The following is a 21590-nucleotide window of genomic DNA, read 5'->3' as shown; positions in this document are numbered from 1 at the left end:
GGGGTGAGCACGCAGTCAGGCAACCAAAATCCGCCCGCGGTGGTCCCGGACCGCCTGTTCGACGACGCCGAAGCCGAAAAGCGCTGGCTGGCGCGGTTCCACGCGCCGCGCATCTCGGTGCCCGAATGGGCCCGCGACGCACCCGAGGCCAACGTGTACGTCTCCAACGCCAGCGGCGTCTGGGAGGTTTACGCGTGGGACCGGGCCACCGACAGTCACCGGCGCGTCACCAATCGACCCAACGGCACCCTGCACGCGACGCCCGCGCCCGACGGCACGGCCATCTGGTGGTTCGACGACACCGACGGCGACGAGTTCGGATCGTGGCGCAGCCAGCCGTTCGACGGCGACAGTTCCGCGGCCGTCAAAGCATTGCCCGATATTCACGACGGATATCCGGCCGGTCTGGAGATCGGCCGGCGAGTGATCGCGGCCGGCGTTTCGACCGACGACGGCAGCGAATTGTTCGCGAAAATCGACGGCGTGACCGAGCGTTTCTACCAGCACTCGGATGACGCTGGGATCGCGTCGATGTCGCGCGACGAAAGCCTGCTCGCGATTTCCCATTCCGAGCACGGGGATTCGCGGCATCCGGCGTTGCGGGTGCTGTCCACCGACGGGTTCGCCACCGTCGCGGAGAAGTGGGACGGCGAAGGAAAAGGCTTGCAGGCGCTGGAGTTCTCGCCGCTTCCGGGCGACCAGCGCGTACTGGTCCTGCACGAACGCCGCGGCCGTGAAGAACTGCTGGTGTGGGATGTGCAGGCGGACACCGAAACCGAGCTGCTGATCGATTTGCCCGGCGAGGTCGTCGCGGATTGGTATCCGGACGCTCGCGCGTTGCTGGTCGTGCACTTCCACGAGGCGCGCAGTTCGTTGTACCGCTACGACCTCGACACCGGCGAACTGTCCGCTGTGGACACTCCGGCCGGGCGGATCGGCGGCGCGGGCGTGCGCCCGGACGGGACGATCGAGTACTCGTGGTCCAGCGCCGCGGAACCCGCCGCGGTCCGTGCCCGCGCTGCCGACGGCACCGATTCCGTACTGCTGACGCCGCCGGGCGAGCGCGCGCCGGGTTCGTCGCCGGTCACCGACGCGTTCGTCGAGGGCGTCGGCGGCCGGATCCACGCGCTGGTTTCCCGCCCGGCGGACGCTCCCGACGGCCCGCTGCCGACGGTGTTCTCCCTGCACGGCGGCCCGCACGCGGCCGACGAGGACCGGTTCTCCGCTTACCGCGCGACCTGGCTGGACGCCGGATTCGCCGTGGTCGAGGTGAACTACCGCGGCTCCACCGGCTACGGCTCGGCCTGGCGCGACGCCATCGAAGGCCGCCCGGGCTTGACGGAACTGGAAGACGTCGCGGCGGTGCACGACTGGGCTGTCGAAAGTGGACTGTCCGATAAGGACAAGTGCGTGGTGAACGGCGCTTCGTGGGGCGGATACCTGACCCTGCTGGCAATGGGCACCCAGCCGACCCGATGGGCGGCCGGAGTCGCGGGCGTGCCGGTGGCCGACTACGTGGCCGCTTACGAGGACGAGATGGAACAACTGCGCTCGTTCGACCGCGCCCTGTTCGGCGGCGCCCCGGACGACGTGCCGGCGGTGTACCGCGAATGCTCGCCGCTGACCTATGTGGACGCGGTCGCCGCCCCGGTGCTGATTCTGGCCGGCGACAACGACCCGCGATGCCCGATCCGGCAGATCGAGAACTACCTGGACCGCCTCGCCAAGCGCGACGCGCCGCACGAGTTCTACCGGTACGACGCCGGGCACGGGTCGCTGGTGATCGCGGAGACGATCAAGCAGACGTCGATTGAGGTTTACTTCGCCTTGCGGGCATTGGGAATGCGCTGAGGGTTCGGGCCGTCCAGGTTCGACTGGACGGCCCGGCTCACAGCCCGCGCTTAGCGCCCTTCAACTGCGCCACCGCGGCATCGTCCCCCTCGTAAGTCACCTGCACCGCGTCGCGCCCGAAGACGAACAGCAGCAGTTCCACCGGCTCGCCCACCACCGTGACCACCGGCGCGCCCGACTTCACCGAAGCCGACTGGCCCTCCGGCGTCCGCAGCACCACCCCGACCGGGGATTTGCGCAGGTTCAGCTTCGCCGTCCGCGTCGCCAGCTTCCAGGCCGCCGCGTCTCGCGAAGGGTCTGCCGGGCGCGGGGTCCACTCCGGTTGGGCCCGGCGGACATCCTCGTGGTGCACCAGGAACTCAGCGCTGTTCGTCGCCTCGTCCACCGGGCCGATGGACGTCGGCCAGAACCGGGACGGGCCGCTGCGGACCTGGGAGACCAGGTCGTCCCACGGGCGCGCCGCGACGCCGTCCTGCACCTTCTGCGTGTGACCGGCCAGCGCGGGCACCACGATCCCCGGCATCGCGTCCGGTCGATGTTCTCGAACGACCAGGTGCGCGGCGAGGTCCCGCGTCTGCCAGCCTTCGCACAGAGTCGGGGCGTCCGGGCCGAGCTGCTCGAAGAGGTCGCTCAGCGCTTGGCGTTCATCCTTGGCAAGGCCCATGCCGGCCAGGTTACTCGCTGGTAGCCGCTAGTGGTGGAATCCCGTCGACGTGGCTGGGTCGTGCTGCGGCGACGGCTGGCGGTTCAGCTCCGGCAGCACGCGCTTCAGGTCGGCGAGCAGCAGGTCGGCCAGGTCGTGCGTGAATCCGTTGCGGACGACGACCCGCAACACAGCCAGGTCGGTGCGGTTGTCCGGGAACGTGTACGCGGGCACGAGCCAGCCGCGTTCGCGGAGGCGGCGGGAAACGTCGAAGACGTCGAACGCGGTGATGTCCGAGCGCGTGGTGAAGGCGAAAACCGGCAACTGGTCGCCGCGGGTGAGAAGTTCGAAGGGCTCCAGTTTGGAGATCTCGTCGGCCAGATACATCGCCACGTCGCGCGAAGCTTGTTGCACCGCACGGAAACCTTCGCGGCCCAGCCGGACGAACGTGTAGTACTGCGCGGCGACTTCCGAGCCGGGGCGGGAGAAGTTGAGCGCGAAGGTCGGCATGTCGCCGCCCAGGTAATTGACGTTGAACACCAATTCCTCGGGCAGCGCGGCCTTGTCGCGCCACACGACCCAGCCGACGCCGGGGTAGACGAGGCCGTATTTGTGCCCCGAGGTGTTGATCGACGCGACGCGCGGCAGCCGGAAGTCCCACTCCAGGTCCTCGTCGAGGAACGGGGCGATCATCGCGCCGGACGCGCCGTCGACGTGCACCGGGATGTCCCAGCCGGTCCGTTCCTGCAGCGCGTCGAGCGCGGCCGCGACCTCGGCGACCGGCTCGTAGCTGCCGTCGAAGGTCGAGCCGAGAATCGCGACGACGCCGATCGTGTTCTCGTCGCAGAGCTTCACCGCTTCTTCCGCGGACAGGTGGTACCGGTCGCCCTCCATCGGCACCAGGCGCGGCTCGACTTCCCAGTACTCGCAGAACTTTTCCCAGCACACCTGGACGTTGATGCCCATCACCAGGTTCGGCTTTCCGGTGCGGCCCAGCTTCGCCCAGCGCCGCTTCAGCGCCATCCCGGCGAGCATGCAGGCCTCGGACGACCCGGTGGTCGAACAGCCCATGATGTCGGCGGGATCGGGCGCGTGCCACAGATCGGCGAGGATGTTGACGCAGCGCCGCTCGAGTTCGGCGGTCTGCGGGTACTCGTCCTTGTCGATCATGTTCTTGTCGACGCATTCGGCCATCAGCTCGCGTGCCTGCGGCTCCATCCACGTCGTGACGAACGTGGCGAGATTGAGCCGCGCGTTGCCGTCGAGCATCAGCTCGTCGCGCACCAGCTGCAGCGCCGTGTCCGGCGGCAGCGAATCGTCCCGCAGCCGGTCGCGCGGCATCGTGAAGTCCGCGGCGAGCGCCGGATTGCTCCCGGCGTACAACGGATTCGTGCCCGTCTTCCGGTCTGCCCGATCTTGTTTCCCCTGATGCAGCACCATGGCTGCGAACCTACTGCCGGGCGCCGGTGACGACCACCGGATGCGGAAAAGCCGCCCGCCACGAAGGCGGACGGCTTTTCTGGCGAGCGAGGCGGGTCAGGCTTGCTGCGCCTGCCACATCCAGTGCGCCTCTTCCAGCGCGCGGGTGATCTCGATGAGCAGGTCCTGCGTCACGAGGTCGCTCTTGTCGGTCTCGTCGATGCGCTTGCGGAGCCGTTCGATCAGCGTCGCGAGCGTGTCGACGATCGCGGAGATAGTCGAGTCGACGGACTGCCAGTTGTCCGGGTACTCCGGGGCCCCGGACGTCGCCACGACGGTTTTCGCCTTGCCGTTGGGCGAAACCCCGATCGCGGCGGCGCGCTCGGCCACCTCGTCGACGTACTGCCGCGCGGTCGACACCAGCTCGTCGAGCTGCAGGTGCGCGCTGCGGAAGTTCTGGCCCACCACGTTCCAGTGCGCCTGCTTCGCGATGAGCGAGAGGTCGATCAGATCGGTCAGCGTCGCCTGCAGCGCGTTGCCGGTGATCTCCTTGTCCGCGTCGGAAAGCGGGCTCTTGATGGGGGAAGTCGTCATCTCGGGTGTCCCTCCTCGGTCTTGGCTCAGACGGTGGTGGTCAACTCCACCTGGATGTTGCCGCGGGTAGCGTTGGAGTACGGGCAGACCTGGTGCGCCTGCTCGACCAGCTGGTCGGCGTCGGCCTTCGCCAAGCCGGGCAGCGAGACGTCTAGCCGCACGCCGAGCTGGAACCCGACGTCCTTCTTGAACACGCTGACCGAACCGGTCACCGTCGCCGCGGGCAGCGCGACCTTCGCCTGCCGGGCCACGGCTTGCAGTGCGCTCAGGAAACACGCGGAGTACCCCGCGGCGAACAGCTGCTCCGGGTTGGTTTTGTCACCGCCAGGACCGCCCATCTCCTTGGGGATCGCCAGCGACTCGTCGATCACGCCGTCCGAGGACGTCACGTCGCCGTTGCGGCCTTCTCCTCGCGCGGTCGCGACAGCGGTGTAAATCGGCTCGGCCATGCGTATTGCCTCCTCATCGGGGACGCCTCCGGAGTCAGCGTCTCAATGAGTTCAACGCTCCGCATCCGCGGAACAGTGCCCCGGCATGGCAGTCATCACCCCAGGAATAACCGGGATACGAGGAGGCGAAACGTCAGCGTGCGCGAAGCAGCGCGTGCTCCGCGACCTGCTCCCCGATGAGCCGCAACGTGCGGACGCTCTTCTCGTCGGAGGCCCCGCCGGCCTCGTCGAACTTCGTCTCGGCGGAGTTGATCGAACCACCCAAGGGAGTGGACCAGCCGCGCAGCGCGTGCGTGATCGTGCGGAGCTGTTCGAGCGTGGTGACCGCGGCCTGCCAGCCATAGGCGACAGCGGCGAGACCCACTGCGCGGCCGTCGAGGTAGGGGCGGGTGTCTTCGCGGAGGTCTTCGACGTAGTCGAGGGCGTTCTTGACCAGCCCGGACAGCCCGCCGTGGTAGCCGGGCGAGACGACGATGAGCCCGTCCGCCTGGCGGATGCCCTCGATGAGCTTCCGCGCGCGTTCGTCCCGTTCCGGGATGGCGGTGTCGTAGAACGGCAGGACCAGCTCGGGACCCGGGATCAGCTCGGTCACGACGCCGCGTTCTTCGGCGGCGGCGAGCGCGATGCGCAACGCGCGCTCGGATTGCGAGCCCTCCCGCAGGGAGCCGCCAATGCCCAGCACCTTGACCTTATTTGCTGAAGTCACTTCCGACCTTCCTCCCCACCGCCACCCTCAACGGAGTGGCTGCGCCACGCTGGCTCGTTTTGAGGCTAACCCCTCGACCTAACTGGAGGACCAGAATCTGGGACGGAGGCTTGGGTCACACACCGACTGGACCAACGTACCTACTGGCAAGTAACCTCGGCTCATCCGGCGTTCGAGGAGGAACGATGGCCATTCCGCTGCAGATCCGCGCCCAGACTGCCGCCGCCCAGTTGCTGTTCTGGCTGCCCCGGCCGGTGCGCAGGCTGATCGCCGGAGCGCCGCTGCGGCTGGACGGCCAGGAACTCGCTCTCGACGCCCAGTTGCTGCTTCGGCTGCAGAAGCTTTCCGGCGCCGCGCTGGTCAACGGCTCGGTCGAGCGGTCGCGCGTGCTGCTGGAAGCGAGCCAGCACCTGGTGAACGGCAAGCGGGTCAACCCCGTCGCGACCCGCGACGTCGCCATCCCGTCCGGCGACGCGTCGCTGGACGCCACCCTCTACACCCCGGCCGGGCTGCCCGAACCGTCGCCGCTGCTGGTGTTCTTCCACGGCGGCGGCTGGGTCATCGGCAGCCGGGCCACGCACGACAACGCCGCGCGCTACCTGGCCAAGCACGCCGGCGTCCGGGTGCTGTCGGTGGAGTACCGGCTCGCGCCGGAGAGCCCGTTCCCCGGGCCGGTGGACGACGCGCTGGCCGCGTTCGACTACGCGCACGCCAAGGCGGCCGACCTCGGCGCGGACCCGGACCGGATCGCGGTGGGCGGCGACAGCGCGGGCGGCAACCTGTCCGCCGTCGTCGCACTGGAGACGACCCGGCGCGGCGGCCCGGCGCCGGCGTTCCAGCTGTTGATCTACCCGGCGGTCGACTTCACCACGCGACGCCGGTCTCGCACGCTGTTCGGCGAGGACCTCTTCCTCACCGACGCGGCGATGGTGTGGTTCGAGGGGCATTACGCGCCCGAAGGTGTCGACAAGGCCGACCCGCGGATGTCGCCGCTGCTCGCGACTGACCACAGTGGACTCCCGCCCGCCTACATCGTGACCGCGGGCTTCGACCCGCTGCGCGACGAAGGCGAGGCGTACGCGGAAAAACTGCGCGCGGCGGGGGTTCCGGTGGCACTCAGCCGGCAGTCCGACCTGATCCACGGATTCCTCAACTTCGCCGGAGTCGGGACGCGGTTCCGGGAAGCGATCGCGGAGATGGCCGGCGCGCTGCGGGTGGGACTCGCGAAGCGCTCGTGAGCGTCTATGCCGGCTAGAACCGGCTAGAACCGGCATCGCCACTCACGAGCCCGGACATGGAACGGAGCCTGGCGCGGCGAACCGCACCAGGCTCCGGGCCTTTTCCCCTCCCGTTCAGGCTGCTCAGGTGCCAGGCACCGGCACCGGTGCGGGCACCGGCGGTGCGGGCAACGGCGGCGTCGGCACCGGAAGCGGCGGCACCGGCACCCCGCCGAGCAAGCCGCCCAGCAGGCTGGTGACCGCGGCGAGCAGGCCCTTGACCAGGTCGCTCACCGCCTTGAGCGGTCCGGGCAGGTCCGGCAGCGGCGGGATCGGCAACGGCGGGATCTGCCGCGGCGTCGCAGTCGGGTCGGCCAAGAGCCGGTTGGACTCGTCCGCGCGGACCTTCGCCGCCGACGAGAGCTGCTGGGTTTCGGATTGGACCTGGTAGCGCTTGCCCGCCGCGATGTCGGCGAGCACCGGGCTGAGCTTGCCCAGGTCCGCCCTCGTCTTCGCGACGTCGCCCGCGTACGCCACCTTGGTCAAGTCGTCACGCATCTGCAGCACCTGCGCGGCGACGGCCTGAGTGGCCGAGGAGCCCTTGCCGCCCGCCGGGCTCGCGGAGGCCATCCCCGAAGTGCCGACGGCCAGCAGACTGCCCGCGGCGACCACGGCGATGATCCGCCCGATCTTGCCTTTCATTCTTTACCTCCCTGGCCTTTGGGACCTGCCGGGTAAATCGATACCCGCCGTGTCGGCCCAACACCAGCCGATCACCGGATAGGGAGTTTTTCTAACCCTTACGTGCCGAATCCAAGAACCGGGAACCGGCCCGCAATTGATTAACGTGGACGGCTTGCGCGTCCCCCGACGATCACGGACCGCGGACCTGAATCTGACTCATAGTAGCCGGATTGCCCAAATGGCGGCATTGCTCACTCACACAGGCGTAGTTCGTGATCGATTACCTTCATCACCCCGTCGGGACGCGCGATCTCGCTCGTCCGACCGTGGTGGGTCCCCCACGCACGCACCGCCGCCCGCATTCGGGTCCGTTCCCCTTTTTCCGGGGACCGCCGCCGCTTCGACCGGAGAACTCCAAGGTCGGCGCAGAAAAGTGAAAAACTGTTCGCGAATGGGCGGCGAGAATGCTTTTCCGTGCTGACGACGAAGTTATCACCCAGGTCGCGCGTGCATTTTCCGACCCCGCCGAACGCCTGCGCGACACCCGACCGGGTGCGCGACGCAGCGCGGAGGGTGTGACGAAAAGAAGTTGCACGCTCGTACCAACTCTTGCTCTCATGGGGTACGTGCCTTTTCAGCCGTATCGCCGCGTCCTGAGCGTCCCCGGGGTCCGCCCGTCGATGGCGCTGATGTTCTTCGCACGCGTGCCCATGACGATGACCGGCGTGACGCTGACGCTGTACGTCGTCAGCGGTCTCGGCCGGGGCTACGGCGCGGCGGGCGTCGTCGGCGCGGCCGTCACGCTGGGCATGGCGCTTGGCGCGCCGCTGATCGGGCGCACCATCGACCGCTACGGCCTGCGCCCGGTGGTCGCGGTGTGCGGGCTGTCGTCCACGGCGTTCTGGTTCGCGGCTCCGCATCTTTCCTATGAGGCGCTGGTGGTGTGCGCGCTGCCGGCCGGCGTGCTGTCGGTGCCCGCGGGCTCGCTAGCCCGGCAGATCCTGGCCGCGCTCGTGCCCGCCGAACAGCGGCGCGCGGCGTACTCGCTGGACACGATCCTGGTCGAGGCGTCGTTCATGATCGGCCCGGCGGCCGGGATCGCGGCGATCTCGGGGCTGTCGGCGACGCTGACCTTGAGCGGCATCGGCACCATCTTCGGCGTCACCGCGCTGCTGATCTTCCTGCTCAACCCGCCGATCCGGAACGAGGACGAACTCGCCCCGACCGGCACCGCGCGGCCGCCGCTGCGGTCCTGGCTGACCGGACGACTGCTGGCGACCCTGCTGATCGCCGCCGGGACACTGTTCTGCCTGGTCGGCACGGAGGTCGCGACGCTGGCCGCGCTGCGCTCGCACGGCGACGTCGGCTGGACCGGCCTGGTCATCGCGGTGATGTGCGCGGCGTCGATGATCGGCGGCATCGTGCACGGCGCGGTGCGGAAGTCGCTGCCGCAGGGGCTGCTGATGCTGCTGCTCGCGCTGCTGGTGATCCCGGTCGGGCTGGTGACGCAGCCGTGGTGGCTGCTGATGCTCGTGCTGATCCCGACGAATCTGGTCTGCGCCCCGACGCTCGCGGCCACCACGGAGGCGGTCAGCGAACTCGCCCCGCCCGCGGTCCGCGGCGAGGCGATGGGACTGCAGGACGCGTCGACGCGGCTCGGACTGGCCGCGGGGAGCCCGGTGGTCGGGTTCGCGATCGACCATTCGAGCCCGGCGTGGGGTTTCGCGGCGGCCGGATTCGGCGGACTGGCGCTGGCGGCGCTGGGTCTGGTGTGGTCGCTGCGCCGGAGCTCGGTGCGGACGCCTTCGCTGGCGGCCGCGGTTCGGGCTCGCCGCTGAACCGCCTCATGTGACGTTCGGTGGGTTCAACGCGCCCAATGCGGCGTTCGGAGCATCCCGCGCACCCATAGCGGCATTCGCTGCATCCGGCGCACCCAATGTGGCATTCGCTGCATCCCACGCACCCAATGTGGCATTCGCTGCATCCCACGCACCCAATGTGGCATTCGCTGCATCCCACGCACCCAATGTGGCATTCACTGCATCCCACGCACCCAATGTGGCGTTCGGTGCGTTCAACGCACCCAATGTGGCATCGGGGTCACGCTCGCGGGCCGTCAGATCGGGTCGGGGCAGGTCGAAGCAGGTCGCCGGGTCGGGGCGGGCAAAGGCCAGCGGTGCCCGGTCAGGTGCAGGCTTTGCGCAGCCCGTCGAGCTTCTCCAGGTTCCGCTTCGTCCACCGGGCGATCACCCCGGCGTCCTCGAGGTGTTCCTTCTGCACCTGGACGTACGAGTCCGCCATGCCGAGGAGGGCGTTCTTGACGTCCTCCTCCTTGACGTTCGCCGCCAGTTCGCGCAGCCGTCGTTCCTTGTCTTGCGCGCGGGCTTTGAGCTTTTCGCCGTCCACCAACGGGTTCAGGTCCGCCAGGCCCAGCGCCTCGGTGCACGTGGAGACCTTGTCCACCGCGGAATTCGTCTGATTGACCGCCGAATCGACCTGGTCGCATCCGGCCAGCAGCGTTCCGGCCGCCACCACGGCGACAACCGCCCCCCAGTACTTCATGCACTTCAGGGTAGCGGGTCCCGCGGGCGGACCAGTGCGGTTCGCCCGCGGGAATCGCTTAGCCCTTCACGCACACGACCTGCTTGAGGTGCGCGACCACCTCGACCAGGTCGGTCTGTGCCTTGATCACCGTCTCGATGTCCTTGTACGCGGCCGGGATCTCGTCGACGACCCCGGTGTCCTTCCGGCATTCCACGCCCGCGGTCTGCGCGGCGAGGTCGGCGGCGGTGAACGTCTTGCGGGCCTTCGTCCGCGACATCCGCCGTCCGGCGCCGTGGGACGCGGATTCGAACGACGCGGTGTTGCCGAGTCCGCGCACGATGTACGAGCCGGTTCCCATGCTGCCCGGGATGATCCCGAGATCCCCGGAGCCGGCCCGGATCGCGCCCTTGCGGGTGACGAGCAGGTCGACGCCGTCGTAGGTTTCCTCGGCGACATAGTTGTGATGGCACGATATCGGGTCGTCGAAACTGGTTCCGGGAATGACCTCCGCGACCGCGAGCTTCACCAGTGCGATCATCGTCGCCCGGTTCCGCGCCGCGTAGTCCTGCGCCCAGAACAGGTCGCGCCGGTACGCCCGCATTTCCGGCGTGTCCGCGACGAACACCGACAGGTCGGGATCCGGCAGATCCCGGTTGTGCGGCAGTTTCCGCGCGATCGCCATGTGCCGCTCAGCGAGTTCCTTGCCGATGTTGCGCGAACCCGAATGCAGCATCAGCCACACGCGGCCCTCGTCGGCTCCGCCCTGTTCGAGGCAGACCTCGATGAAGTGGTTGCCGCCGCCCAGGCTGCCGACCTGCAGGTGCGCTCGCTTGCGCAGGTCCTGGACGCCCTCGTGCAGGTCGCCGAACGACTTCCAGAACGTGTCCCAGCCGCCGACTCCGTGCACCTTCGCCGTGTTGACCGGCGTCTTGTGCAGCCCGAACCCGACCGGCACCGACGATTCGATCCGCTTGCGGAGCTTGCCGAGGTCGTCGGGCAGGTCGCGAGCGGTGAGCGACGTCCGCACCGCGCTCATCCCGCAGCCGATGTCGACGCCGACCGCGGCCGGGGAGACGGCGTCGCGCATGGCGATGACGCTGCCCACCGTCGCGCCCTTGCCGTAGTGGACGTCGGGCATCACCGCGACGCCGTGCACCCACGGAAGGTTGGCGACGTTGCGCAGCTGACGCATCGCTTGGTCTTCGACCGAAGCGGGGTCTGCCCACATCCGGATCGGAACCCGCGCGCCGTCCACTGCCGTGTACATGACTTTCCTTTCCCAGAACGAAGTTTGCTCAAGTCAGCATCCGGCACCGGGCCGCTCGCGACAACGGGTTTTCCGTCATCGGGGCACGCATGAAACGAAATCGGCGTTTGCGTCGATAACGGGCTCGGACGACCGGTTCGCCCAGGGTGCCGGTCTTGGGGAGGATTCCGTTTTTCGATGAAGAACTCGCCGCGGGCGTTGCTCGCTGTCTTGCTGCTGGCCGGTTTTCCGGTACTGGTGCTCGCCGTCGCCGGGTCGCTGATCTGGCTCGAGATCGCCGCGTTCCGCCACAGTCCGTTCACCGCGGAACGGCTCGCCTTCCTCGTCGGTCCGGTGCTGTACGTGCTGTTCGCCGCCCTGGTGACCTACGAGCGATCGCGCGACGACGTGGACGGGGTGCCCGTCACGCCCGAGGAGCAGCCGCAGCTGTGGGCGGCCGTCCGCGAACTCGCCCGGGAAGTCGGCACCCGGCCGCCGGACGAGATTTACCTGTTGCCCCAGGTCAACGCGGGGGTGACCGAGGAGACGCATTGGGCGGGGCTGCGCGTGCGGCGGCGCCGGATGTTCATCGGCGCGCAGCTTTTCGCCGGGCTGCGGATCAGTCAGCTCCGGGCCATTGTCGGGCACGAACTCGGCCACTACAGCAATCGCCACACGCGGTTCGCCGGTGCGACTTATCGCGGACGGCAGACGATCGGGCGCGTCGTGAACGGACTCCGCTCCTCGGGGTCCGGCCGGCTGCTGCGGCCGGTCTTCACCGCGTATGCCGCCGTGTACTACCGGGTCTCGGCGCGCGTGAGCCAGGAACAGGAACTCGCCGCGGACATCGCCTCCGCGCGGGCCGCGGGCACCACGGCCGCGACCACCGCGTTGCGCGAGACCGAAGTCCTGGACGCGGCCTGGTGGGTCTTCCTGGAGAACTACGCGACGGTCGCCTGGTCCTCCGGATATCTGCCGAAGCAGCTGGCCGGGGGCTATCAGCTACTGCTCGCCGACGAAAACCGCGCGGAGGAAATGGCTTCCCTGCGGGAGAATCCGCCGTCGCGGCCTGCCTCGAAATACGACAGCCACCCGCCGATCTCCGAACGGATCGCGTTGCTGGAGGCCGCGCCGGCCATCCCGGTGCCGCCCGGCGGCGAACGGCCCGCGACGGATCTCCTGCGCAACGGTTCGGAGCTGCTCGAAGCGGTACTGGCGACGGGCTTCACCGAGGACGCGGCCTCGAAGAAGAAGCTCGACTGGGCCAGCCTGGTCGACATCGGGATGCGCGATTCCACTCAGGCCGAGGCGCTGAGAATTCGCCGCAGCCGCAGCGTCGACGAGCTGCTCGACCTGCTCGACGCCGGGCGCATCGAGGACCTTGCCGACCCGGAGAACCCCGCACCGGCGGGGGCCGGGCTGCGGGCGAAACGCGAGTTCTACCGGCACTCAGTCCACAACAGACTGTCCATTGTGGTGCACGCGCGGCTCGCCAAGGCCGATGCGGCGCACTGGGAACTGTCCTGGTCCGGGCCGGCGAAGCTGGTACTGGCCGAACCGTATGCCACCGAACTGGATCCCGCCGTCGGCGCGGCGATCGATGGGGACACCGCCGCGCTCCGTGCGTTGCTCGCCCCGGTTCATTCCTGAGAGGAACACCCTTGCTCGGCTTGATCAAGCTCTACACCGTTCCGAAATACCGCCGGATGATGAAGGCGGTCGCGAAAGACGCGAAGCAGCGCGGAATGGGCACTTTCGACTTCATGGAGACCCTCAGCCAGGAGGACATGGCCCGCTACCTCACCCCGCCGCTCAAGCAGACGGACGTCGCCCGCTTCGGCCTGCCCGCGGACGACGACATCACCGAAGAACGGCTGCTGCCCGAACCGCTTCGCGTCGCCCGGGACGCCTACCGAGCCGGAGAATGGCAGCCGGGTGCCGACTTGCTGGCCGGAATCGGCACGGATTGGGACCGTCGCAGCACCGCGGTGAGCGTCCTTTCCAAGGCCGCGGCCGACGACGACACCGCGTTGAAAGCCTGGCGCGCCGCCCGTCCCGACGACGCGGACGCCGCCATCGTCCACGCGGACTCGCTCACGGAGGTCGCCTGGCAGATCCGGAGCTCGCATCGGGCGAGCAACGTCAGCGCGGAGCAATTCGCCGGCTTCCGGCGCGTCCTCGAACAGGCCGACGAAGCCTGTCAGCTCGCTGCGGACCTCGCCCCGGAAGACCCGACGCCGTGGGAAAAGCGGTGCTCGATCGCGATGGGCCGCCAGTACTCGCGCGACGATTTCCGCGAAGTATGGGCCGGAGTCATGGAGCGCGACCCGCTGCACGTCGCCGCGCACGGCCGCGCGATGCAGTACTGGTGCGCGAAGTGGTTCGGCTCGCACGAGCTGATGTGGGAGTTCGCCGAGGAAGGCGCGGCGAAGCATCCGAAGCTGGCGTGGCTGCCGTTGGCGGCCGCTTTTGAAATGTGGGCCGCGGACGTCAAGAACCCGTGGCAGGACAAGCGGGTCGAGCAAGCCCTCGACACGTTGCTGCCCTGGCTCGACGGCGATGGCCGCGACGCGCCGGAAGCCCGGGACAGCCGCGCGTTCGCTGCCCGCGCACTGGTGGAATTGAACCGCGGCGAGGAAGCGATCGAGCAGTTCCGGCACCTCGGCGCGCACGCGGACGGTTTTGTGTGGTCCTACCACGCGTTCGGCTCGGTGCACGAGTTCCGGAAGATCCGGAGCCGGGCCTGCCGGCTGGCCAAGTAGCCGGGACCGGTCCCGGGCGCCGCGTGGTCCCCTGGCCCGGCTCCCGACCTGAGGTGGTGTCCGCGGTGTTCCCGTCCAGTCCTGATCAGCCCATGCCCGCGTCCGGTGCGAACGCGGAGCAGGAGGTGCGGCGAGGAATCCGGTCGATGCGGTGGGCGATCGGCGGCCAGGCCGTGGTTTACCTGGCTCTCGCGGCGTTCGTCGGATACCTGCTCGGGCTTGGCGGCACCTCGAGCGCCGTGGCCCTTCCGGTGACGATCATGGCGATCAACTCGGCGCTGACCATCGCGTTGGTGGTGTGCGCCGTCCTGCTGAGCAGGCGTCAGCGCACCGTCGTGCTCGCGCTCATCTGGCTGGAGTGCGGGTTCATGGCGATGCTGCTGCTCGGTGCGATCGTGGCGTTGGCCACGAGTTCGGGCTCCTCGGGCGCACCGGTCGGGCTGATCCTGTGGGGCTTCCTGATGCAGGCCGTCCTGCGTCCGCTGCAGAAGCCGGAGTTCCGGGCCGCGTTCGGGTTGAAACCGCTCAAGCCGCGGCAGAAGAAGAAGTGAAAACTGCCCGGCCCCTGAACAAGGGACCGGGCAGTTTTACCGGGAAACTCAGCGGTTCTGCGCCACCAGCTCGGCGATCTGCACCGTGTTCAGCGCCGCGCCCTTGCGGAGGTTGTCCGCGGACACGAACAGCGCCAGGCCGCGACCATCCGGGACGCCCGGGTCGGTGCGGATGCGCCCGACCAGGCTCGGGTCGATGCCTGCGGCCTGCAGCGGCGTCGGCACGTCGGCCAGCTGCACGCCCGGCGCGGTCGACAGCAGTTCCGTCGCCCGCTCGACCGACAGCGGCCGCTCGAATTCGACGTTCACCGACAGCGAGTGTCCGGTGAACACCGGGACGCGCACGCACGTACCCGAAACCAGCAGCTCCGGGATGCCAAGGATCTTCCGGCTTTCGTTGCGCAGCTTCTGTTCCTCGTCCGTCTCGAACGTGCCGTCGTCCACAATGGACCCGGCCATCGGCAGGACGTTGAACGCGATCGGCGCGACGTACTTGGCCGGGGCCGGGAATTCGACCGCCGAACCGTCGTGCGTGAGCGAGGCCGCGCGCGAGGCGACGGCGTTCACCTGCGCGGCGAGTTCGTCGACGCCGGCCAGGCCGCTTCCGGAGACTGCCTGATAGGTGCTCGCGATGATCCGCACCAGGCCGGCTTCGTCGTGCAGCGGCTTGAGGACCGGCATCGCGGCCATCGTGGTGCAGTTGGGGTTCGCGATGATCCCCTTGCGCGCGTCCTTGATGGCTTCCGGGTTGACCTCGCTGACGACCAGCGGCACGTCCGGGTCGCGGCGGTAGGCCGACGAGTTGTCGACCACGATCGCGCCCGCCTCGGCGAACCGCGGCGCCTGCTCGCGCGAGGTCGCGCCGCCCGCGGAGAACAGCGCGATGTCCAAACCGGACAGATCAGCGGTCGCGGTGTCCTCGACGGTGATTTCCTCGCCGCGCCACGGCAGCGTGCGTCCCGCCGAGCGGGCCGAGGCGAAGTACCGGATCTGCTCGACCGGGAAGTTCCGTTCGTCGAGCAGCTTGCGCATCACGGCGCCGACCTGGCCGGTCGCCCCGACCACGCCGATCCGAAGACCCTGTGCCATCAGCGACCACTCCCCGCGTAGACGACGGCTTCCTCGTCGCCGCCCAGTTCGAACGCCTCGTGGATCGCACGCACGGCCTCGTCCAGCTGCGCGTCGCGGATCAGCACCGAAATGCGGATCTCCGAGGTGTTGATGATTTCGATGTTCACGCCCGCGTTGGCCAGCGCCTCGCAGAACGTCGCCGTGACGCCCGGGTGCGAGCGCATCCCGGCGCCGACGAGCGACACCTTGCCGACGTGGTCGTCGTACAGCACCGACTCAAAGCCGATCCCGGCCTTGATCTTCTCGAGTTCCTTGACCGCCTTGGCCCCGTTGGCCTTCGACAGCGTGAAGGTGATGTCGGTGCGGCCCGACGACGTGCTGGACACGTTCTGCAGCACCATGTCGATGTCGATCTCGGCGTCGGCGACGACCCGGAAGATCTTGCCCGCGGCTCCGGCGTGGTCCGGCACGCCGGTCACGGTGATCTTCGCTTCCGAGCGGTCGTGTGCCACACCGGTGATCAGCGCTTGTTCCACGGGGATCTCCTCGATCGATCCGGCCACCGTGGTGCCCGGCTTGTCGCTGTAAGAAGAACGGACTCGGATCGGCACGCCGTAGCGGCGCGCGTACTCGACCGAACGCAGGTGCAGGATTTTCGATCCGCTCGCCGCGAGCTCCAGCATCTCCTCGTACGGGATGGTGTCGAGCTTTTTGGCGTCCGGCACGATCCGCGGGTCGGCCGAATACACACCGTCCACATCGGAATAGATCTCGCAGACATCCGCGTTCAGCGCGGCGGCCAGCGCCACCGCGGTGGTGTCGGAACCGCCTCGGCCGAGCGTCGTGATGTCCTTGGTGTCCTGTGCCACGCCTTGGAAACCGGCCACCAGCGCGACGTAACCCTGCTCCAGCGCCTCGGTGACGCGGCTCGGAGTGACATCGATGATGCGCGCGTTGCCGTGCACCGACGTGGTGACCACGCCCGCTTGGGAACCGGTGAACGACCAGGCTTGCGCGCCTTGGGCGGAAATCGCCATCGCGACCAGCGAATTCGAGATGCGCTCACCGGCGGTGAGCAGCATGTCCATTTCCCGCTCCGGCGGCGCCGGGTTCACTTGCTGCGCCAGATCGAGCAGCTCATCAGTGGTGTCGCCCATCGCCGAGCACACGACGACCACGTCGTTGCCCGCCTTCTTGGTCGCGACGATCCGTTCTGCCACGCGCTTGATCCGGTCGGCACTTTCCAGCGACGATCCGCCGTACTTCTGGACCACGAGGGCCACGCCCGAACCTCCTTGACGGGCCGGGGCGTACTCCTTGGAGGGCACCGAGGAGCGCCCACGGCCCTTCATTTGGAGAAGAGCCTACCGGCGAGAACGGCGCCCGCCACCCCATCGAGTGGTCCGCCACGGCCCCTTCGGAGCATTTGGAAGTAAATTTTCCTTGACGCCAGGGGAAAGCTCGAAGCCCTTCCTCCGGAGTGACGGAGAGCACTCCCGGTCGTACTACGGTTCGGCGCATGCGCAAACCAGCCGAGACGAGCGTCCCCGTCGCGCCGGCCATCGCCGAGCGCTGGAGCCCGCGGGCCTACGACGAGACCGCCGAGATCACCGCCGCACAGCTGACCGCCTTGCTCGAAGCCGCCAGGTGGGCGCCGTCTTTCGGCAACACCCAGCCAGCGCGCTACCTCGTCGGCCGACGGGGCGATCCGGTGTTCCCGCGCCTCCTCGCGACGCTGAACTCCGGGAACCAGGCGTGGGCGTTCCGGGCGAGCGCGCTGCTGATCGGCGTGATGGTCACCACGAACGAGAAGGGCGAGGTGCCCTACACCGACTACGGACTGGGCTTGGCGACCGAGAACCTCGTCCTGCAAGCGGTCGACCTCGGCCTGATCGCGCACCAGATGGCGGGCTTCTCGCCGGAGCGGGTGCACGAGGAATTCGGCCTGCCTTCCGACGCGGTGGCCCGGGTGGCGATCGCCGTCGGCTCCCCCGCCGACCCTTCGGTACTGGAGGACCCGCGCCGCATCGAACGGGAACTCGCCCCGCGGCGACGGCTGCCGCTCGAGGAGTTCGCGTTCGGCGACCGATGGGGTTCGCCCGCACTGTGACCGATCCGTGAGCATTCGAGGGAACCGGTGCCCCGCTTCCGAGGTCTGATAGGCACCAAACCGGTCAGGCCACTGAATCGGTGGGAGATTCCTCAAGGAGTGACGAGATGCGTACTGGGGTGCCGGTTTTGATGGCGGTTTCCGCAACGGCGATGGCGTTCGCGCTGTCCGGATGTTCCAGCTCGGACGACAAGGCTCCCACTCCGGCGATCGCCACGCCGCCCGCTTCGTCCTCGGCGGCGGCTCCGTCTTCCTCCGCCGCCGCGCCCGCCGGCGACTCCGCCTCGGCCGAGTACACGAAGCAGGGCACGAAGCTGAAGATCGGCGAGAAGGCCGTGGTGCCGTTCAAGTCGCAGAAGAACACCGGCGCGATCGGCGTGACGGTGACCGGGATCGACAAGGGCGTCGAGGCTGACCTCGCCCCGCTGAAGCTCGGCGACCGAGCGAAGGGCATGACGCCGTACTACGTGCAGGTCAAGGTCACGAACGAGACCGGCTCGGACTTCTCGTACAGCTCGCTGGGCCTGATGAACGGCCTCCTCGCGGACGGCACCAGCGGCCCGCACGTGACGGTGATCGGCAAGTTCGAGAAGTGCGACAGCGGGAACGCGGGCAAGGCGTTCACGACGAAGGGCGCTTCGTACACCAGCTGCGTGCTGGCGCTGGCCCCGGCTGGTGCGGAGGTCAAGGGGGCTAGCTACGGGGCTAGCACTTACCGGGATCTGGCTCCGAACACGGACTACGGCAAGGACGCGGTGACCTGGCAGTAAGCTGGGCGCGAGACCTCCGAGGGGCGTCAGTCGAGGACTGGCGCCCCTCTTCGCGTCCTGGGGGAGCTTGATGTCTGGCAGAAGACCGATCGTTGTGGTCGCGGCGTTGGCGTTCGCGCTGTCCGCGTGTTCGAGCGCGGCCGACGCACCGCCGCCGGGCACCGCCTCGGCTTCAGCGCCAGCCTCGACCAGTGCGCCCGCGCGAAAGAAGATCGCCTACACCAAGCCGGGCACGAAACTCAAAATCGGCGAGAAAGCCGTGGTGCCGTTCACGACCGACACCTCGCCCGTCGGCGCGGTCGGCATCACGGTGACGCGCATCTACCGGGGCACCGCGGCGGAGCTGGCCCGGATGAATCTCGGCGACGACCACCGGCGACATCACGGCCAAGGGCGCGGCCTACGGCACCTGCACGATGGAACTGGCCATCCCCGGCACCACGGTGACCGGCGCGAAGTACCACGACGACTCTTTCGCCTGGCTGGCCAAGGGCACGGACTACCGGGAAAATCCGCTCGTCTGGCAGCCGTGATCAGGCGCCAGCGCCCCCGACCCGACGGATGATCTTCGCCAGAATCCCCGACACAACCAGCCAGAACACCGCGGCGATGCCGTAGTTCACCAGCACCCGCAGCTTCGCGTCGCCAGGCGTGAACAGGTCCTTGAAACCGAGCGAAAGCCCGTCGGCCCAGCTGCGCACGAACGAGACGATGCCGTTGCCCTGGTTGGCCTCGCCGATGACGAAAATCACGTGCAGCACCAAGACCGCGGCGAACAGCAGGCCGACCCAGCGCACGAGTGACGCGATGAACGACACCGTGCGCTCACGAGTGCGCCGCCAGTCCACCGGGGTGCGCTGGGGTCGCGCCTTCGCCTCGGTTTCCTGCGCTTGTTCCGCGTGCTCGCCCATGCCGGGCAGTCTGGCACGTCGCTTCGCGGCCCGCTACCCGCTAGTAACAGGTATCAGCCACCCGACGTAACAGTTCGATCGCGGCGGGCGGCTTTCCTTTCGGCGCGTCGGGTGGTTACAGTGACCTCGTGGCGCGTGAACTCCTGCTTCGCTGCCGCGACGGGGCCTGATCTGACCGGCTCCTCGTCGCGGGGCTTTGTGGTGCCGGTCGTACGCACCGAACCCGTCAGGAGATTTTCCCGCGATGAGCACCGACCCCCGCACCACTAACTCCCGTCTGCGCACGCCCTCCCGTCCCGCGCCCGCCGGACAGCCCTCGTGGAATCCGCAGCGCGGCACGTCCATGCCGGTGCACCGGTACCGCCCCTGGTACGACGTAGTCGAGAACATCGACGTACCCGACCGCACCTGGCCGGACAAGCGCATCGAGCGCGCGCCGCTGTGGTGTGCGGTCGACCTGCGCGACGGCAACCAGGCGCTGATCGACCCGATGTCTCCCGCACGCAAGCGCAAGTTCTTCGACCTGCTGGTCCGCATGGGCTACAAGGAGATCGAGGTCGGTTTCCCGGCCGCCTCGCAGACCGATTTCGACTTCGTGCGCGAGATCATCGAAGAGGGCGCGATCCCGGACGACGTGCACATCCAGGTGCTGACCCAGTGCCGTCCCGAGCTGATCGAGCGCACCTTCAAGGCGCTCGAAGGCGCGCCGCGGGCGATCGTCCACATTTACAACTCCACCTCGATCCTGCAGCGCCGCGTGGTGTTCCGCGAGGAGCGCGAGGGCATCAAGAAGATCGCGACGCAGGCCGCCGAAATGGTGGTCGAGCTGGCGGCGAAGCAGCCGGACACCGACTTCCGCTTCCAGTACTCGCCCGAGTCCTACACCGGCACCGAGCTGTCGTACGCGCTCGAGGTGTGCAACGCGGTCACCGAAATCTGGCAGCCGACGCCGCAGAAGCCGGTCATCCTGAACCTGCCCGCGACCGTCGAAATGGCGACCCCGAACGTCTACGCCGACTCGATCGAGTGGATGAGCCGCAACCTGGAGCGCCGCGATTCGGTGATCCTGTCGCTGCACCCGCACAACGACCGCGGCACCGGCATCGCCGCCGCCGAACTGGGCTACCAGGCAGGCGCGGACCGGATCGAGGGCTGCCTGTTCGGCAACGGCGAGCGCACCGGCAACGTCGACCTGGTCGCGCTGGGCATGAACCTCTACAGCCAGGGCATCGACCCGCAGATCGACTTCTCCGACATGGACGAGATCAAGCGGACCGTCGAATACTGCAACCAGCTGCCCGTCCCGGAACGCTCGCCGTGGGGCGGCGACCTGGTGTTCACCGCCTTCTCCGGCAGCCACCAGGACGCGATCAACAAGGGTCTCGACGCGATGAAGGACGCCGCGGACAAGAAGGGCGTCCCGGTCGACGAGCACCCGTGGGAGGTGCCGTACCTGCCGATCGACCCGAAGGACGTCGGCCGCACCTACGAGGCCGTGATCCGGGTGAACTCGCAGTCCGGCAAGGGCGGCGTCGCCTACATCATGAAGGCCGAGCACCAGCTCGACCTGCCGCGCCGGCTGCAGATGGAGTTCTCGAAGGTCATCCAGGCCTACACCGACACCGAGGGCGGCGAGGTCGACCCGGCCACCATGTGGCGCGCGTTCTCGGCCGAGTACCTGGAGTCGAAGACCCCGCTGGAGCTGATCAAGCAGCGGGTCACCGACAACGGCGGCGGCGAGTACGACCTCGAGGCCACGGTGAAGGTCGAGGGCGACGAGCACGAGATCACCGGCCGCGGCAACGGGCCGATCGCCGCGTTCTTCGACGCACTGTCCACTGTGGGCTATGACCTGCGGCTCCTGGACTACAGCGAGCACACGCTGAGCCCTGGCGACGACTCGCGCGCCGCGTCCTACATCGAATGCGCGATCTCCGACCGCGTGTTCTGGGGCATCGGGGTCGACCCGTCGATCGTCACCGCTTCGCTGCGTGCCGTGGTGAGCGCGGTCAACCGGGCCAACCGCTGACCCGAGCCTGATGCGCCCCAATGTGGCATTGGG

20 protein-coding genes are annotated in these 21590 nt (G+C 68.5%); 9 read left to right on the top strand and 11 right to left on the bottom strand.

All coding sequences use genetic code 11. The features are described 5' to 3' along the window. Positions 1–3: 3 nt before the first annotated feature. Positions 4–1851: a prolyl oligopeptidase family serine peptidase gene (locus ACFXI3_RS30000; protein ID WP_344265837.1), complete on the top strand. Its 1848-nt coding sequence runs from the start codon at positions 4–6 to the stop codon at positions 1849–1851. Positions 1852–1888: 37 nt separating this feature from the next. On the opposite strand, the gene ACFXI3_RS29995 is transcribed toward ACFXI3_RS30000, so the two are convergent. The 5 genes from ACFXI3_RS29995 to ACFXI3_RS29975 all read right to left on the bottom strand — a co-directional run bounded on the left by ACFXI3_RS29995 (position 1889) and on the right by ACFXI3_RS29975 (position 5662). Further along, complete coding sequence (locus ACFXI3_RS29995; protein ID WP_378403998.1) at positions 1889–2515, bottom strand: TIGR03085 family metal-binding protein; 627 nt, start codon at positions 2513–2515, stop codon at positions 1889–1891. Between the two features lie 27 nt (positions 2516–2542). After that, on the bottom strand, positions 2543–3934 hold the full coding sequence (locus tag ACFXI3_RS29990; protein ID WP_344265843.1) for a glutamate decarboxylase: 1392 nt from the start codon (positions 3932–3934) through the stop codon (positions 2543–2545). 96 nt (positions 3935–4030) lie between these two features. After that, positions 4031–4507, bottom strand: coding sequence for a DNA starvation/stationary phase protection protein (locus ACFXI3_RS29985; RefSeq protein WP_354747488.1), 477 nt, complete (start codon positions 4505–4507; stop codon positions 4031–4033). A 26-nt stretch (positions 4508–4533) separates the two neighbouring features. Further along, positions 4534–4956 (bottom strand): organic hydroperoxide resistance protein, encoded by a 423-nt coding sequence (locus ACFXI3_RS29980; RefSeq protein WP_378403995.1) that lies wholly within the window; start codon positions 4954–4956, stop codon positions 4534–4536. Between the two features lie 133 nt (positions 4957–5089). Then, positions 5090–5662: an NADPH-dependent FMN reductase gene (locus tag ACFXI3_RS29975; protein WP_344265852.1), complete on the bottom strand. Its 573-nt coding sequence runs from the start codon at positions 5660–5662 to the stop codon at positions 5090–5092. 185 nt (positions 5663–5847) lie between these two features. On the opposite strand from ACFXI3_RS29975, the gene ACFXI3_RS29970 reads away from it, so the two are divergent. Next, a complete protein-coding gene (locus ACFXI3_RS29970; protein WP_344265855.1) occupies positions 5848–6900 on the top strand; it encodes an alpha/beta hydrolase in 1053 nt (350 codons plus the stop codon). A gap of 123 nt (positions 6901–7023) precedes the next feature. On the opposite strand, the gene ACFXI3_RS29965 is transcribed toward ACFXI3_RS29970, so the two are convergent. Continuing rightward, entirely contained in the window at positions 7024–7581 is a 558-nt protein-coding gene (locus tag ACFXI3_RS29965) for a hypothetical protein (RefSeq protein WP_344265858.1), read from the bottom strand. Between the two features lie 671 nt (positions 7582–8252). Here ACFXI3_RS29965 and ACFXI3_RS29960 point away from each other — a divergent pair. After that, a complete protein-coding gene (locus tag ACFXI3_RS29960) occupies positions 8253–9401 on the top strand; it encodes an MFS transporter (RefSeq protein WP_378404022.1) in 1149 nt (382 codons plus the stop codon). 346 nt (positions 9402–9747) lie between these two features. On the opposite strand, the gene ACFXI3_RS29955 is transcribed toward ACFXI3_RS29960, so the two are convergent. Together ACFXI3_RS29955 and ACFXI3_RS29950 are read right to left on the bottom strand one after the other, a co-directional pair. Next, positions 9748–10125 carry a hypothetical protein gene (locus tag ACFXI3_RS29955; protein ID WP_378403993.1) on the bottom strand — a complete coding sequence of 126 codons (378 nt, stop codon included), beginning with the start codon at positions 10123–10125 and terminating at the stop codon, positions 9748–9750. A gap of 58 nt (positions 10126–10183) precedes the next feature. Further along, positions 10184–11374, bottom strand: a complete 1191-nt coding sequence (locus ACFXI3_RS29950; protein ID WP_378403991.1) for an RtcB family protein — start codon at positions 11372–11374, stop codon at positions 10184–10186. A 177-nt stretch (positions 11375–11551) separates the two neighbouring features. Between ACFXI3_RS29950 and ACFXI3_RS29945 the strand changes: the two genes are divergently transcribed. From ACFXI3_RS29945 to ACFXI3_RS29935, 3 genes are all read left to right on the top strand, one after another. Continuing rightward, entirely contained in the window at positions 11552–13003 is a 1452-nt protein-coding gene (locus ACFXI3_RS29945; protein WP_378403989.1) for a M48 family metalloprotease, read from the top strand. A gap of 11 nt (positions 13004–13014) precedes the next feature. Then, complete coding sequence (locus tag ACFXI3_RS29940) at positions 13015–14115, top strand: DUF4034 domain-containing protein (protein ID WP_378403987.1); 1101 nt, start codon at positions 13015–13017, stop codon at positions 14113–14115. 92 nt (positions 14116–14207) lie between these two features. Further along, on the top strand, positions 14208–14666 hold the full coding sequence (locus tag ACFXI3_RS29935) for a hypothetical protein (protein ID WP_378403985.1): 459 nt from the start codon (positions 14208–14210) through the stop codon (positions 14664–14666). 48 nt (positions 14667–14714) lie between these two features. Here ACFXI3_RS29935 and ACFXI3_RS29930 read toward each other — a convergent pair whose 3' ends face one another. Both ACFXI3_RS29930 and ACFXI3_RS29925 read right to left on the bottom strand, forming a co-directional pair. Beyond that, positions 14715–15755, bottom strand: coding sequence for an aspartate-semialdehyde dehydrogenase (locus tag ACFXI3_RS29930; protein WP_378403983.1), 1041 nt, complete (start codon positions 15753–15755; stop codon positions 14715–14717). After that, positions 15755–17020 (bottom strand): aspartate kinase, encoded by a 1266-nt coding sequence (locus ACFXI3_RS29925; RefSeq protein WP_344265876.1) that lies wholly within the window; start codon positions 17018–17020, stop codon positions 15755–15757. The genes ACFXI3_RS29930 and ACFXI3_RS29925 overlap by 1 nt, the downstream gene beginning before the upstream one ends. Before the next feature lie 236 nt (positions 17021–17256). Between ACFXI3_RS29925 and ACFXI3_RS29920 the strand changes: the two genes are divergently transcribed. Together ACFXI3_RS29920 and ACFXI3_RS29915 are read left to right on the top strand one after the other, a co-directional pair. Continuing rightward, positions 17257–17847 carry a nitroreductase family protein gene (locus tag ACFXI3_RS29920; protein ID WP_378403980.1) on the top strand — a complete coding sequence of 197 codons (591 nt, stop codon included), beginning with the start codon at positions 17257–17259 and terminating at the stop codon, positions 17845–17847. Positions 17848–17954: 107 nt separating this feature from the next. After that, positions 17955–18617 carry a hypothetical protein gene (locus ACFXI3_RS29915; RefSeq protein ID WP_378403978.1) on the top strand — a complete coding sequence of 221 codons (663 nt, stop codon included), beginning with the start codon at positions 17955–17957 and terminating at the stop codon, positions 18615–18617. Positions 18618–19150: 533 nt separating this feature from the next. Here the strand turns inward: ACFXI3_RS29915 and ACFXI3_RS29910 are convergent. Then, on the bottom strand, positions 19151–19528 hold the full coding sequence (locus ACFXI3_RS29910) for a hypothetical protein (RefSeq protein WP_378403976.1): 378 nt from the start codon (positions 19526–19528) through the stop codon (positions 19151–19153). 244 nt (positions 19529–19772) lie between these two features. Between ACFXI3_RS29910 and leuA the strand changes: the two genes are divergently transcribed. After that, complete coding sequence (leuA, locus tag ACFXI3_RS29905; RefSeq protein WP_344265888.1) at positions 19773–21557, top strand: 2-isopropylmalate synthase; 1785 nt, start codon at positions 19773–19775, stop codon at positions 21555–21557. Positions 21558–21590 lie beyond the last annotated feature (33 nt).

This window comes from Amycolatopsis sp. NPDC059235 (assembly GCF_042754125.1).
Classification (GTDB): domain Bacteria; phylum Actinomycetota; class Actinomycetes; order Mycobacteriales; family Pseudonocardiaceae; genus Amycolatopsis; species Amycolatopsis albidoflava.
Note: the sequence above shows the minus strand (reverse complement) of the source record. Positions and strands in the feature narration are given on the sequence as shown.